9 protein-coding genes are annotated in these 13,731 nt (G+C 69.3%); 7 read left to right on the top strand and 2 right to left on the bottom strand.

Annotation, left to right across the window (positions count from 1 at the left end; all coding sequences use genetic code 11):
- From ACFXA3_RS10450 to ACFXA3_RS10430, 5 genes are all read left to right on the top strand, one after another.
- A partial coding sequence (locus ACFXA3_RS10450; RefSeq protein WP_385184682.1) for a substrate-binding domain-containing protein occupies positions 1-369 on the top strand: 369 nt, incomplete at its 5' end.
- A gap of 199 nt (positions 370-568) precedes the next feature.
- Positions 569-3,283 carry an aconitate hydratase AcnA gene (acnA, locus tag ACFXA3_RS10445; RefSeq protein ID WP_385184679.1) on the top strand — a complete coding sequence of 905 codons (2,715 nt, stop codon included), beginning with the start codon at positions 569-571 and terminating at the stop codon, positions 3,281-3,283.
- Positions 3,284-3,586: 303 nt separating this feature from the next.
- On the top strand, positions 3,587-5,014 hold the full coding sequence (ngcE, locus tag ACFXA3_RS10440) for an N-acetylglucosamine/diacetylchitobiose ABC transporter substrate-binding protein (RefSeq protein ID WP_385184676.1): 1,428 nt from the start codon (positions 3,587-3,589) through the stop codon (positions 5,012-5,014).
- A gap of 23 nt (positions 5,015-5,037) precedes the next feature.
- Positions 5,038-5,982: a carbohydrate ABC transporter permease gene (locus ACFXA3_RS10435; protein ID WP_385184674.1), complete on the top strand. Its 945-nt coding sequence runs from the start codon at positions 5,038-5,040 to the stop codon at positions 5,980-5,982.
- 13 nt (positions 5,983-5,995) lie between these two features.
- Complete coding sequence (locus tag ACFXA3_RS10430; protein ID WP_385184671.1) at positions 5,996-6,931, top strand: carbohydrate ABC transporter permease; 936 nt, start codon at positions 5,996-5,998, stop codon at positions 6,929-6,931.
- 18 nt (positions 6,932-6,949) lie between these two features.
- Here ACFXA3_RS10430 and ACFXA3_RS10425 read toward each other — a convergent pair whose 3' ends face one another.
- Both ACFXA3_RS10425 and mgtA read right to left on the bottom strand, forming a co-directional pair.
- Positions 6,950-7,672, bottom strand: coding sequence for an MgtC/SapB family protein (locus ACFXA3_RS10425; protein WP_385184668.1), 723 nt, complete (start codon positions 7,670-7,672; stop codon positions 6,950-6,952).
- 49 nt (positions 7,673-7,721) lie between these two features.
- Positions 7,722-10,469, bottom strand: coding sequence for a magnesium-translocating P-type ATPase (mgtA, locus tag ACFXA3_RS10420; RefSeq protein ID WP_385184665.1), 2,748 nt, complete (start codon positions 10,467-10,469; stop codon positions 7,722-7,724).
- A gap of 593 nt (positions 10,470-11,062) precedes the next feature.
- Between mgtA and ACFXA3_RS10415 the strand changes: the two genes are divergently transcribed.
- Together ACFXA3_RS10415 and ACFXA3_RS10410 are read left to right on the top strand one after the other, a co-directional pair.
- Positions 11,063-12,265 (top strand): ROK family protein, encoded by a 1,203-nt coding sequence (locus tag ACFXA3_RS10415; protein WP_385184663.1) that lies wholly within the window; start codon positions 11,063-11,065, stop codon positions 12,263-12,265.
- A gap of 117 nt (positions 12,266-12,382) precedes the next feature.
- Positions 12,383-13,498: a sugar ABC transporter substrate-binding protein gene (locus tag ACFXA3_RS10410; protein ID WP_385184660.1), complete on the top strand. Its 1,116-nt coding sequence runs from the start codon at positions 12,383-12,385 to the stop codon at positions 13,496-13,498.
- Positions 13,499-13,731: the final 233 nt, after the last annotated feature.

Raw genomic sequence — 13,731 nt, 5'->3', positions numbered from 1 at the left:
CCGCGCGCGCGGCCGCGGCCCCGCGGGCGCCCCCGCCCCGCGCCGCGGCCGAGGGGCGGGGGCGCGGCGCCCCCGCCGCGCGCGCCGGGCGCGCGCCCCCCCCCCCCCGCCCGGCACGGGCTGCGGATACCCGGGCAGCTGCGGCTGGTCTGCGCGAGCGAGGACCCCTCGTACGCGGCGGGCGACCCGGCGGTGAGCACCGTGACCCTGCGTCCCGAGGTGATCGGGGAGAGGGCCGTCGACGCGCTGGTCGCCCTGCTGGAGTCCCCGCGGGGCGCGCCGCCGGGCCAGCTGACCGTGCCCGCGGCGCTCGCCGTGCGTACGTCATCGCTGGCCGTGCCCCCGGCCGGGCGGAGGGGCTCCGTGTGATGTGGCCCATGCCGTGCATGACCAGGGCGCGGCAATGCACTAGAGTTATCTCGACATCGAGATATCTGCCGAAGGCGTACCGCAGCCGCCCCTGCTGGTAAGGCTCACCTAACTTAGCCTTACCTTAGCGGATTGGCCACAGGGCGTGGCGGCAGGATTGCGGTAAAACGCGCGAATTTCATGCATGAAGGAGACTGTCGTGTCGGCGAACAGCTTCGACGCCCGCAGCACGCTGCAGGTGGGCGACGAGTCGTACGAGATCTTCCGGCTGGACAAGGTCGAAGGCGCTGCCCGCCTTCCCTACAGCCTGAAGGTGCTGCTGGAGAACCTGCTCCGCACCGAGGACGGCGCGAACATCACCGCCGACCACATCCGGTCGCTCGGGAACTGGGACTCGCAGGCCCAGCCCAGCGAGGAGATCCAGTTCACGCCGGCCCGCGTGATCATGCAGGACTTCACCGGCGTCCCCTGCGTCGTGGACCTCGCCACCATGCGCGAGGCCGTGAAGGCGCTCGGCGGCGACCCGGCGAAGATCAACCCGCTCTCGCCCGCCGAGATGGTCATCGACCACTCGGTCATCGCCGACAAGTTCGGCACGAAGGACGCCTTCGCGCAGAACGTCGAGCTGGAGTACGGCCGCAACAAGGAGCGCTACCAGTTCCTGCGCTGGGGCCAGACCGCCTTCGACGACTTCAAGGTCGTCCCCCCGGGCACCGGCATCGTCCACCAGGTCAACATCGAGCACCTGGCCCGCACGGTCATGGTCCGGGGCGGCCAGGCGTACCCCGACACCCTCGTCGGCACCGACTCGCACACCACCATGGTCAACGGCCTGGGCGTGCTGGGCTGGGGCGTCGGCGGCATCGAGGCCGAGGCCGCGATGCTCGGCCAGCCGGTCTCCATGCTGATCCCGCGCGTCGTCGGCTTCAAGCTGACCGGCGAGCTGCCCACCGGCACCACCGCCACCGACCTCGTGCTGACCATCACCGAGATGCTCCGCAAGCACGGCGTCGTCGGCAAGTTCGTCGAGTTCTACGGTGAGGGCGTCGCCGCCACCTCGCTCGCGAACCGCGCCACCATCGGCAACATGTCGCCGGAGTTCGGCTCCACCGCCGCGATCTTCCCGATCGACGGCGAGACCCTGAAGTACCTGCGCCTGACCGGCCGCGACGCCCAGCAGGTCGCGCTCGTCGAGGCGTACGCCAAGGAGCAGGGCCTGTGGCTGGACCCGGCCGCCGAGCCTGACTTCTCCGAGAAGCTGGAGCTCGACCTCTCCACGGTCGTCCCCTCCATCGCCGGCCCGAAGCGCCCGCAGGACCGCATCATCCTGGCCAACGCCGCCGAGCAGTTCGCGCAGGACGTGCGCAACTACGTCAGCGAGGACGAGGAGGCCGGCAAGGAGTCCTTCCCGGCGTCCGACGCCCCGGCCGCCGCCAACGGCGTGCCGACCCGCCCGACCCAGGTCACCCTGGCCGACGGCACCTCCTTCGAGATCGACCACGGCGCCGTCACCGTCGCCGCGATCACCTCCTGCACCAACACCTCGAACCCCTACGTCATGGTCGCCGCGGCGCTCGTGGCCAAGAAGGCGGTCGAGAAGGGCCTGTCCCGCAAGCCGTGGGTCAAGACCACCCTGGCCCCGGGCTCGAAGGTCGTCACCGACTACTTCGACAAGGCCGGCCTGACCCCGTACCTCGACAAGATGGGCTTCAACCTCGTCGGGTACGGCTGCACCACCTGCATCGGCAACTCCGGTCCGCTGGACGAGGAGATCTCGAAGGCGATCAACGAGCACGACCTCGCGGTCACCTCGGTCCTCTCGGGCAACCGCAACTTCGAGGGCCGCATCAACCCCGACGTCAAGATGAACTACCTGGCCTCCCCGCCGCTGGTCGTCGCGTACGCCATCGCGGGCTCCATGAAGGTGGACATCACCAAGGACGCCATCGGCACCGACACCGAGGGCAAGCCGGTCTTCCTCCAGGACATCTGGCCGTCCGAGGCCGAGGTCAACGACGTCGTGGCGAACGCCATCGGCGAGGACATGTTCAGCAAGTCCTACCAGGACGTCTTCGCGGGCGACGCCCAGTGGCAGGCGCTGTCGATCCCGACCGGCAACACCTTCGAGTGGGACCCGCAGTCCACCTACGTCCGCAAGCCCCCCTACTTCGAGGGCATGACGATGGAGACCACCCCGGTCTCCGACATCGCCGGCGCGCGCGTGCTGGCGAAGCTGGGTGACTCGGTCACCACCGACCACATCTCCCCGGCCGGTGCGATCAAGGCCGACACCCCGGCCGGCAAGTACCTCACCGAGCACGGCGTCGAGCGCCGCGACTTCAACTCGTACGGTTCCCGCCGCGGCAACCACGAGGTCATGATCCGCGGTACGTTCGCCAACATCCGCCTGCGCAACCAGATCGCGCCGGGCACCGAGGGCGGCTTCACCCGCGACTTCACCGTCGAGGGCGCGCCGGTCGCGTTCATCTACGACGCCTCGCAGAACTACCAGGCCGCCGGCATCCCGCTGGTCATCCTGGCGGGCAAGGAGTACGGCTCCGGCTCGTCCCGCGACTGGGCCGCCAAGGGCACCGCCCTGCTCGGCGTCAAGGCCGTCATCGCCGAGTCGTACGAGCGCATCCACCGCTCGAACCTGATCGGCATGGGCGTGCTCCCGCTCCAGTTCCCGGAGGGCGCCTCGGCCGCCTCCCTGGGCCTCACCGGCGAGGAGACCTTCTCCTTCACCGGTGTGGAGGAGCTGAACAACGGCACCACCCCGCGCACCGTCAAGGTCACCACCGACACCGGTGTGGAGTTCGACGCGGTCGTCCGCATCGACACCCCGGGTGAGGCGGACTACTACCGCAACGGCGGCATCATGCAGTACGTGCTCCGCAACCTCATCCGAGGCTGACGGTCTCAGCACCACCAAAGGGCCGTATCCCCGTTAAGGGGGTACGGCCCTTCCGCCTTTTCCGGCCGGGCCCAGGTTTCGGGGAGGTCTCAACTCGGAAAAGCTGACAGGCAACCGTGTGCATGATCTTGCTCACACGAGCGGAAGTGGACTATACCTGTGCCCGTCCGGATCACCGCGGTACGCGCGGTACCGGACCGGGGGACGGCGGGGACCTGCGGCGATGTCCGTATGCGCGGTGACCACGTGCATTCGTCGAGTCCCGACCTCCTTCACACTTCTGACGAAGGCGAGGACATGAGCATGGGATCCACTGGTGAGGGCCTCGGCCGCCGTGACCTGATCAAGCGCTCCGCAGCGCTGGGACTGATCTCGGTGCCCACGATGAGCTTCCTGTCCGCCTGCGCCTCCGGCGGTGGGGACACCTCGACGAAGGGGCCGGACAAGGGGGCGGTGACCAAGGAGAACCCGTTCGGCGTCGCCAAGGGCGGCAAGCTCGACGTCGTCGTCTTCAAGGGCGGCTTCGGCGACGACTACGCGAAGGCCTGGGAGGCCGCCTTCGACAAGAAGTGGGGCACCGCCAGCTCCCACCTGGGCACCCAGGAGATCGCCGCCAAGCTCCAGCCCCGCTTCAACGGCGGCAACCCGCCGGACGTCATCGACGACTCGGGCGCCCAGCAGATCAAGGTGGACGTCCTCGCCAAGGGCGGCCAGCTCGCCGATCTCACCCCGGTCCTCGACGCACCCTCGCTCGACGACCCGGGCAAGAAGGTCCGGGACATGCTCATCCCCGGCACCGTCGAACAGGGCACCCAGGGCGGCAAGTTCGTCGCCCTCTACTACGTCTACACCGTCTACGGGTTCTGGTACTCGGGCAAGCTCTTCAAGGAGAAGGGCTGGACCGAGCCGAAGACCTGGGACGAGTTCCTCGACATCTGCGCCAAGGCCAAGGCGGCCGGCATCGGCGGACTCGCCCACCAGGGCAAGTACCCGTACTACATCAACGTCGTCATCATGGACCTGATCGCCAAGAAGGGCGGTCTGGAGGCCATGAAGGCCATCGACAACCTGGAGCCCAACGCCTTCGAGGGCAACCCCGCCGCCCTCGCCGCCGTCGAGGCCGTCTACGAGGTCGTCGAGAAGGACCTGCTGATGGCCGGCACCAACGGCCTCACCCACACGGAGTCCCAGACCGCCTGGAACCAGTACAAGGCCGCCTTCATCCCCTCCGGCTCCTGGCTGGAGAACGAGCAGCTCAAGCAGACCCCCGAAGACTTCGACATGAAGTTCCTGCCGGTGCCCGTCCTCGCCGACAGCAAGCTGCCCTTCGAGGCCATCCGGGCCGGGGCGGGCGAGCCCTTCATCGTCCCGGAGAAGGCCGCCAACAAGGCCGGCGGCCTGGAGTTCCTCCGCTCGATGCTGTCCCGCGAATGGTCGACCCTCTTCGCCCAGCAGGCCAACTCGCTCACCGTGGTCAAGGACGGCGTCGACCCGAACGTGAAGCTGCGCCCGGGCACGGCCTCGGCGGTCGCGGCCGTCAAGACCGCCGGATCGAACACCTTCAACTACCTGTACCCCGACTGGTACAGCGAAATGGACACCGAGATCCAGAACGCGTCCAATGAGCTGATGGCCAAGCGGATCCAGCCAAAGGAATGGATCAAGCGGGCCCAGGCTGCGGTAGACAAGGCTGCCAAGGACCCGAACGCCAAGAACAACCACCGCAGCTGACATACGTCCAAGGGGCGGACACCATGAGCCAAGTAGCCCGGGGCAGGGGACGGACCGGCTTCATCGCCGGATTCCTGGTCCTGCCGCTCGCGCTGTACCTGACTTTCGTCATCTGGCCGTACATCCAGACCTTCGGCTACTCCTTCACCAACTGGTCGGGACAGTCGCCCACGTTCGATTTCGTCGGCCTGGACAACTACGCGGCCCTGATGAAGGACGAGGTCTTCCGCGGCGCCCTGTGGCACAACCTGCTGCTCCTGGTGTTCGTCCCGACCGTCACCATCCTGCTGGCCCTCTTCTTCGCCTTCATGGTGAACGCGGGAGGGCGCAGCGGGGCGGGCGGGGTGCGCGGCGTCCGCGGCTCCTCCGTCTACAAGATCGTCTACTTCTTCCCGCAGGTCCTGTCCCTCGCCATCCTCGCGGTGCTGTTCGGCGCCGTCTACCGCAGCGACGAGGGCGGCCTGCTGAACGGATTCCTCGCCAAGCTGGGCCTGGTCGACCCGGCCCACCCCGTCGAATGGCTCAACCAGCCGGACCTCGTGCTGTGGTGCCTGCTCCTGGTGGTGGTCTGGCACGGAGTCGGCTTCTACCTGGTGCTCTTCTCGGCCGCCATGCAATCCGTACCCAAGGACATCTACGAGGCCGCCCTGCTCGACGGCGCCGGGCGCGCCCAGACCTTCCTCAAGGTCACGCTGCCGCTGCTGTGGGACTCCGTACAGACCTCCGCGGTCTACCTCGGCATCGCAGCGATGGACATGTTCGTCCTGGTGTCGACCATGACTTCCGGCCAGTTCGGCGGCGGGCCCGACCACCACAGCGAGGTCATGGCCACGGTGCTGATGCGCAACTTCCTCTACTTCGGCAAGAGCGGCTACGCCTGCGCCATGGGCGTCGTCATGCTCCTCCTGACCATGATCCTCTCCATCGTCACGCTGCGCGCCACCCGCCGCGAGCGCATCGAGTTCTGAGAGGAGCTCCCCGATGACTGCAGAGTCCACAGTGATCAAGGCGCCGGGCGAGGCCTCGGCCGAGCGGTCCGGCGTCAGCGGGCGCCCCGAGGACGGGGCGAAGCCCGCCTCCGACGGCGTGGTGCTGAACGTCTTCTCGCACGGGTTCCTCGCCGTCTGGGCGATACTGATCGTCCTGCCCCTGATCTGGCTGGCGCTCGGCTCGTTCAAGACCGACGCCCAGATCGGCGGATCGGCCCTCAGCTGGCCCTCCAACTGGCACTTCGACGCCTTCTCGCGGGCCTGGGACAAGGGCATCGGCGACTACTTCGCCCACACGCTGATCGTGATGGTGTTCTCGGTCCCGCTGACCATGCTGCTCGGCTCGATGGCGGCGTACGTCCTGGCCCGCTACCCCTTCCCGGGGAACCGGCTCTTCTACTACTTCTTCGTCAGCGGGGCCATGTTCCCCGTTTTCCTCGCGCTCGTCCCGCTGTTCTTCATGGTCAAGCGCCTGGACATGCTCAACACGTACCAGGGTCTGATCCTGGTGTACGTGGCCTACTCGATGCCCTTCACCGTGTTCTTCATGCACTCGTTCTTCCGCACGCTGCCGACGGCCGTGCACGAGGCGGCGGTGATCGACGGGGCCTCCGACACCCGGATCTTCTTCCAGGTGATGCTGCCGATGGCCAAGCCCGGTCTGATCAGCGTCGGGATATTCAATGTCCTGGGCCAGTGGAACCAGTACATCCTGCCCTCCGTGCTGATGCAGCCGCAGACCGGATCGGACCCCGAGCGCTACATGCTCACCCAGGGCCTGATCCAGCTGCAGTACCAGATGGGGTACGAGACGGACCTGCCCGTGCTGTTCGCGGGCGTGACCATCGCGATGATCCCGATGCTGGTGGTCTACCTGTCCTTCCAGCGGCAGATCCAGGCAGGCCTGACCTCCGCCACCCTCAAGTAGTCCCCTCGGACCCCGCCGTCAGGCGGCGTCCTGCACGACCGACCAGCCGACCGCCGAGACGGACGGGTCGAGCGAGAGGTTGCTGACCGCCTCCTCCAGCATCCGGCCCCCCGCCGACCCCTCGGCGGTCAGCAGCGCGGCCACCGTCACCAGGCCGGCCTTCGGGCCGTCCTGGCTGCGGATCGAGCGCAGCGTGTAGCCCGGCCGGCCCAGTGCGTCGACCAGCCGGTGGCGGATGTGGGCCTCCTCCGCCTCCAGGCACACGGCCTCGAAGTGGAAGTCGGCGGCCACCTCCGCCCCGCCGCCCGGCTTGCGGTCCAGGCGCCGGCCCAGCGGGCGCAGGACGAGGTTGGCCCCGACCACGCCCGCCGTCCCGAAGGCCGCCAGGACGAACATCCCGGTGCCGGCCAGGCAGCCCACGGCCGCCGAACACCACAGGGTGGCGGCCGTGTTCAGCCCCCGTACGCTCAGGCCCTCGCGCATGATCACGCCGGCGCCGAGGAAGCCGATCCCCGAGACGATCTGGGCCGCGACCCGGGAGCCGTCGTACTGGACCTCGGAGACGGCGCCGATGAACCCGTACTGCGAGAGCAGCACGAACAGCGCGGCGCCGCCCGCCACCAGGGCGTTGGTCCGCAGCCCGGCCATCCGCGCCCGCCACTGCCGTTCCAGGCCGATGACGGCGCCGAAGCCGAGCGCGGCGGCGAGGTGCCCGGCCATCTCCCATTCGTCGAGCAGCACCGGGCCACCCCCTTCTTTCCGTGTCTTCGGGTCCCTCCGGCTCCGGCCCCTAGAGCCAGGTGCCGAACCTGCGGATGTACAGGGTCTTCAGGAGCTGCGTGAGCGTGCAGTACGCCAGCAGCACGCCGATCAGCCACGGGAAGTAGCCCGCCGGCAGGGCCGTGAAGCCCAGCGAGGGAGCCAGCGGCGAGAAGGGCAGGTACAGCCCGGTCAGCACCGCGAGCACGGTCATCACCATCACCGGCCAGGAGGCGCGGGACTGGATGAAGGGGATCTTCCGGGTACGGATCATGTGGACGACCAGGGTCTGCGAGAGCAGTCCCTCGATGAACCAGCCGGACTGGAACAGCGACTGCTCGGCCGCGCTGTCGGCGCCGAACACGTTCCACATGATCACGAACATCGCGATGTCGAAGATCGAGCTGATCGGGCCGATGCAGACCATGAACCGGCCGATGCCCCCGGCGTCCCAGTTGCGGGGCTTCCTCAGGTACTCCTCGTCCATCCGGTCCCACGGCGTCGCCAGCTGGGCGATGTCGTAGACCAGGTTCTGCACCAGCAGCATGATCGCGAGCATCGGCTGGAAGGGGATGAACGCGCTCGCCACCAGGACCGAGAAGACGTTGCCGAAGTTCGACGAGGCCGTCATCTTGATGTACTTGATGGTGTTTCCGAAGGTGGTCCGGCCCTGGATCACGCCCTGCTCCAGGACGGTCAGGTCCTTCTCCAGCAGGATGATGTCCGCAGACTCCTTGGCGATGTCGACGGCGGTGTCGACGGAGATGCCGACGTCCGCGTCGCGCAGCGCGGCGGCGTCGTTGATGCCGTCCCCGAGGAAGCCGACGGTGTGCCCGTCGGCCTGCAGGGCCCGTACGATGCGGGCCTTCTGGACCGGGTTGACCTTGGCGAAGACCGTCGTACGGGCGGCCAGCGCGCGCAGCGCCGCCCCGTCGAGGGCGTCGGTCTCGGATCCGGTCACCACGCGCCCGACGTCGAGGCCCACGTCCGCGCAGACCCGGGCGGCCACCAGGTCGTTGTCGCCGGTGACCACTTTGACCGCGATGCCCTTGTCGGCCAGGGCCCGCAGGGCCCGGGCGGCGTCGGCCTTCGGCGGGTCGAGGAAGGCGAGGAAGCCGACCAGGGTCAGCCCGTCCTCGTCCGCGACGGAGTAGGTCTGGCGCGGGGTGTCCATCGTGCGGGTGGCGACGGCGAGGACGCGCAGTCCCTCGCGGTTGTTGTCCTGGGCCGTGCGCACGACGCGGCTGCGCAGCCGCTCGGTGAGTTCGACCCGCTCACCCCGATCCCGCAGGTGCGTGCAGAGGTCCAGGACCTCTTCCACGGCACCCTTGGTGATCATGATGTGCTCGGGGCGGCCGAGGTCTCCCACGACGCCCCTGCGGTCCAGGACCACGGACATCCGGCGGCGGGCGAAGTCGAAGGGGATCTCGTCGACCATCGAGAACCGTGCGTCGACGACAACCTCCTCGGCCTCGTCCACGCGGTCGATGACCGCCTGGTCCATCAGGTTCCGCAAGCCGGTCTGGAAGTGGGCGTTGAGGTAGCCGTACTCCAGGACCTCGCCGTCCTCGTCGCCGTGCACGTCCAGGTGGCGGTCCAGGACGATCCGGTCCTCGGTGAGGGTGCCGGTCTTGTCCGTGCAGAGCACGTCCATGGCGCCCAGGTTCTGGATCGCGTTGAGCCGCTTGACGACGACCTTGCGCTTCGACAGGGCGACCGCGCCGCGCGCCAGGTTGGCGGAGACGACCATCGGCAGCATCTCGGGGGTCAGACCGACCGCGACGGCGATGCCGAACAGGAAGGCCTCGTCCCAGTCGCCCTTGGTGAGGCCGTTGACCGCGAACACCACCGGGACCATGACCAGCATGAAGCGGATCAGCAGGAAGCTGACCCTGCGCACGCCGTTGTCGAAGTTGGTCTGCGGGCGCTCGCCGACCAGCGAGCCGGCCATCGAGCCGAACCAGGTCCCGGCGCCGGTGGCGACGACCACGCCGGTGGCGGTGCCGGAGGTGACCGACGTCCCCATCAGGGCCAGGTTGTCCGCTTCGACCGGGTCGGTCGTCGCGCACTGGCCGAGGTCCTCGGCGACGGCGGTCTGCCCGGCGGACCGCGGGAGGAGGTCGGCCTTGGCGACCGGCAGGGACTCGCCGGACAGCGCGGCCTGGCCGACCATCAGGTCCTTGGAGGTGATGAGCCGCAGGTCGGCCGGGATCAGGTCGCCGGCGGCCAGCTTGACCACGTCGCCCGGGACCACCTGGTCCATGGGCACCTCGAAGGTGGCCGGGGCCGAGCCGCCGCCGGCCCGGCGCTGCACCGCGCAGGTGGTCGTGACGAGCCTCTTCAGCGCGTCGGCGGCGCGGCCCGAGCGGAACTCCTGCCAGAAGCGCAGCAGCCCGCTGACCGCCACCATCACGGAGAGGATGACGACGCCCGGGTCGGCCGGGTCCTGCCACCACATGACGGCGGCCAGGAAGACCAGGACGGCGATGAACGGGTTCCAGAACGCCTTCGCCAGCCGGAGCCACCAGCGCGGGGCGCGCTCGTGGGCGACGACGTTGGCGCCGTGCCGCTCCAGGCGCAGCGCCGCCTCGGCGTGCGTGAGGCCGCTGCGGGTGGCGGAGAGCTCCTGGAGGACCTGGGCGCCGGGGCGGGCGCTGAACCCGGCGAGCCGCTCGCCGGCGAGCCGGGTACGGGTCTCCAGCTCGGCGGCCCGGCGCTCGCGGCGGCCCTTGCCCGGCGGCGCGAGCCTGGTCGGGGTACGGGGGGTGAGCATGGTCATGGCGAATACCTCCCTCCACGTCGTCCGGGCAGCGCGGAGCCGCGCGGTCACGTGGAGTGATCGTGGATCGGCGCGGGGCGGCGCGGAGCGCCGTCGGGCACGCCGAAGGGCATGGATGGCGCACGCCCCGCGGACGGGCCGGGCATGCGGAGGGAAAGGGGGAGTGAAGGGGGCGCAGAACCGCACGGGGCAGCGGGCAGCCGCGGCCGAGCGGCGTCGTGCCGCGGCCGTGCGCACTCAGGGAGGGACCGGCTGATCCGGGTCAGCCGGCGAGAGCGCTGCGAGGACTTCGGTCGGGACTCATCCCGAACACCTCCTCGCGTAGCGCTGTCATGACGGGGCGCCCGTCCGGCCGGAAAGGCCGCAGAGGACCGGCGCCTCAGCGACCGTAACACGATCAGGAGGGATGTCTCTCATACTTATGACCGGAAGTGGCCGTTTCGTTCCGTGTCAGCCTCTTGACGTCTGGAAGGCCAAAGGCTCGACTTAAGGTTCACAAGTTGGAGAGACGCCGGGGTCTCGGAGCACCAAGCCGCGACGCCGGCTCGGGGGGCGACGGTCGGCCGTCGCTAATGGGCAGGAGTGGATGAGTCGTGCAGACTCCCGGATCGCAGTCTTCACTGCACCGCGCGAATCTCGAACGGGTCGTGCGGGCCGTGCGGCTCGCCGGTTCGCTGACCCAGGCGGAGATCGCCCGGTCCACCGGACTGTCGGCCGCCACGGTCTCCAACATCGTCCGCGAGCTCAAGGACGGTGGGACCGTCGAGGTCACGGACACCTCGGCGGGCGGCCGGCGGGCGCGCAGCGTCTCGCTCAGCGGTGACGCGGGCATCGTGATCGGCGTGGACTTCGGCCACACCCACCTGCGGGTGGCCGTCGGCAACCTCGCCCACCAGGTACTGGCCGAGGAATCGGCCCCGCTGGACGTGGACGCCTCCTGGGCGGACGGCTTCGACCGGGCGGAAGCCCTGGTCGGAGAGCTGATCGCGGGCATCGGGGTGGGCCGGGAGAAGGTCATCGGCGTCGGGCTCGGCGTCCCCGGCCCCATCGACGTGGAGTCCGGGACCCTGGGCTCCACCGCGATCCTGCCGGGCTGGGCCGGCATCAATCCGCGCCAGGAGCTCTCGCAGCGCCTCGGCGTGCCCGTGTACGTGGACAACGACGCGAACCTCGGAGCGCTCGGGGAGCTGGTGTGGGGGAGCGGCAGGGGGGTCAAGGACCTCGCGTACATCAAGGTCGCGAGCGGTGTGGGCGCGGGCCTGGTGATCAACGGGCAGATCTACCGGGGTCCGGGGGGCACCGCCGGCGAGATCGGGCACATCACCCTGGACGAGTCCGGCCCGGTCTGCCGCTGCGGCAACCGCGGCTGCCTGGAGACCTTCGCCGCGGCCCGGTACGTCCTGCCGCTGCTGCAGAGCACGCACGGGCCCGAACTCACCATGGAGCGGGTGGTCGAACTGGCCCGGGAGGGCGACCCGGGGTGCCGCCGCGTCATCGCCGACGTCGGCCGCCATGTGGGTAGTGGTGTCGCGAACCTGTGCAACGTCCTCAATCCGAGCCGGGTGGTGCTCGGCGGTTCGCTGGCAGAGGCCGGTGAGCTGGTCCTGGCCCCCATACGCGAGTCCGTGGGCCGGTACGCGATCCCCAGTGCGGCGCGTCAACTCTCCGTGCTCACGGGGTCGTTGGGCGGACGGGCCGAGGTGCTGGGCGCACTGGCGCTGGTGCTCAGCGAGATGGGTGATTCGACCCTTCTGACCGATTCTTCGAACCTCAAGCTTTTGCCTTCAGTTAGATAACGGATGGCACCGTTGTCATCTCGTTAAGGATTCACTCCTTGACGGCAAACTGCGGCCGAGGTTGACTCACGTCCACCTCGGCCGCGCTGTTGCGGCCTCGTCAGGGAGGTTCAAGAAATGAACACGCGCATGCGTAGAGCCGCCGTAGCCGTCGCCGCCACCGCCATGGCCGCTTCCCTTGCCGCCTGTGGCAGCGCCAAGGAGGCCGGCGAGAAGCCGAAGGAGTCCGGCTCCGCCGCCGCGGGTGGCGCGATCAAGATCGGTCTGCTCCTGCCGGAGAACCAGACCGCGCGTTACGAGAAGTTCGACAAGCCGCTCTTCGAGAAGAAGGTCGCCGAACTCACCGGCGGCAAGGCCGAGGTGGTCTACGCCAACGCCAAGCAGGACGCGACCACGCAGAACTCCCAGGTCGACACGATGATCACCAACAAGGTGAACGTCCTGGTCATCGACGCCGTGGACTCCAAGGCCATCGCCGGATCGGTGAAGAAGGCCAAGGAGAAGGGCATCCCGGTCGTGGCCTACGACCGCCTCGCCGAGGGCCCGATCGACGCCTACACCTCGTTCGACAACGAAGAGGTCGGCAAGGTCCAGGGCAAGGCCCTGCTGGAGGCCCTGGGCGACAAGGCCGGCTCCGGCCAGATCGTCATGATGAACGGCTCGGTCACCGACCCGAACGCCGCCCTCTTCAAGAAGGGTGCGCACTCCGTCCTCGATGGCAAGGTGACCATCGGCAAGGAGTACGACACCAAGGAGTGGAAGCCGGAGAACGCCAACACCAACATGGCGGGTGCGATCTCCGCGCTGGGCAAGGACAAGATCGTCGGCGTCTACTCCGCCAACGACGGCATGGCCGGCGGCATCATCACCGCCCTCAAGGCCGCCGGCATGGACCCGCTGCCCCCGGTCACCGGCCAGGACGCGGAACTCGCCGGTGTGCAGCGCATCGTCGCGGGCGAGCAGTTCATGAGCGTCTACAAGCCGTACGCCCCCGAGGCCGAGGCCGCCGCGAAGATGGCCGTCGCCCTCGCCAAGGGCGAGAAGCTCGACGGTGTCACCACCTCCAAGGTCGACAGCCCCACGGACAAGGGCATCCCCTCGGTCCTGGTCCCCGTCGTCTCGCTGACCAAGAACAACATCAAGGACACTGTCATCAAGGACGGTGTCTACACGGCCGACGAGATCTGCACCGACAAGTACGCGGCCGCCTGCACCACCCTCGGCCTGAAGTAGGCCCACCGGGCCGCACCCAGGCCACGCAGGCCACCCCGGCCCCACGGCCGGCCCCGGCCCCGCGCAGGCGCCTCCCCGGACCTGCCGAGGCCCCAGCGGCCAGCCGGGCGGGGGGCCCCCCCCGCGGGCCCCGGGGCCCCCCCGCCCCCCCGCCGCGCCGCGCGGGGCGGCCCCCCCCCCCCGGCCCCGGCACCCGCCCCCGCCGCGGGGCGCGGCGGGCCGCCCCCGGGGTG

Source organism: Streptomyces sp. NPDC059456, assembly GCF_042750055.1.
Classification (GTDB): domain Bacteria; phylum Actinomycetota; class Actinomycetes; order Streptomycetales; family Streptomycetaceae; genus Streptomyces.
The sequence above is the reverse complement of the archived record's forward strand: the minus strand, read 5'-3'. Positions and strand labels throughout refer to the sequence as shown.

Bases quoted from the DNA above. Each gene is read 5' to 3' on its own strand.
- ACFXA3_RS10435 (WP_385184674.1), top strand. From the start codon at position 5,038: ATGAGCCAAGTAGCCCGGGGCAGGGGACGGACCGGCTTCATCGCCGGA.
- ngcE (WP_385184676.1), top strand. From the start codon at position 3,587: ATGGGATCCACTGGTGAGGGCCTCGGCCGCCGTGACCTGATCAAGCGC.
- mgtA (WP_385184665.1), bottom strand. From the start codon at position 10,469: ATGACCATGCTCACCCCCCGTACCCCGACCAGGCTCGCGCCGCCGGGC.
- ACFXA3_RS10410 (WP_385184660.1), top strand. From the start codon at position 12,383: ATGAACACGCGCATGCGTAGAGCCGCCGTAGCCGTCGCCGCCACCGCC.
- ACFXA3_RS10430 (WP_385184671.1), top strand. From the start codon at position 5,996: ATGACTGCAGAGTCCACAGTGATCAAGGCGCCGGGCGAGGCCTCGGCC.